We start from the raw sequence: 746 nt of genomic DNA, 5'->3' as shown, positions 1-746 counted from the left end.
GCCGTGCTGATTGACAGGATCAACGGTTGCCGCCGCGCGCCAAGCGCGGATTTCATAACTTCATACTGCTTCAACCCGCCGTCGCCGCGCCAGCTTGCCACTTCGTCATTGACAACCAAATGCGGGTTAAAGCCGTCTGATTTCTTCGCGTTGAAGGCCAGCGGCTTTATAACGGTGTTTGTTTCTTCAACGTAAATATCGGAACGCCGCTTTTTGGACAGCTCCGAAAGCTCTGGTTCCTTCTTTATCATCTGGAAGAAGTTATCATAGACAATGTTTGCTTGTTCCAGCTTCGGCGCAAGGCAGTATATTTTTGCTCCATATTCGCCGTCTAAATAGGCCATGTACGCGATCACCGCCGAAGCAAAAAGCGTCTTTCCGTTCTTCCGGCCTATGACAATGAAGACTTCGCGGAACACGCGCAAGCCGTCCGCGTCCACAATCCCGAAGATCACGGAAACACAAGCCTTTTGCCACACTTCCAGCTTCAAAAGATCGTCCCGGCCCTCGCAATGGTGACAAAAATTTTCTATGAAGCGAATTGCCTTGTTTGCCTTCTTCGCGTTGAAGAAATATTTCCCGCGTTCAAGCCCTGCAATGACAATTTCATAAATCAGCCGAACCCACTTGCCAACCGTATATTTTCCCGTCTGAATGCCTGAAAAATATTCGTAAATGTAGTTTGCAAACGGCATTTATTCGTCCCGTAACGCCTGCAAGCGGCTTTCCTTTTTCTTTTCAGGCGG

General features: G+C 48.9%; 1 protein-coding gene. It reads right to left on the bottom strand.

Annotation, left to right across the window (positions count from 1 at the left end; all coding sequences use genetic code 11):
- Window positions 1–695 (bottom strand): terminase large subunit domain-containing protein (locus U8U68_RS22035; RefSeq protein WP_322204624.1); only part of this gene is annotated, 695 nt, incomplete at its 3' end.
- Window positions 696–746: the final 51 nt, after the last annotated feature.

Source organism: Acutalibacter intestini (genome assembly GCF_034334985.1).
In the GTDB taxonomy this organism is placed as follows: Bacteria; Bacillota; Clostridia; order Oscillospirales; family Acutalibacteraceae; genus Acutalibacter; species Acutalibacter intestini.
The sequence above is the reverse complement of the archived record's forward strand: the minus strand, read 5'-3'. Positions and strand labels throughout refer to the sequence as shown.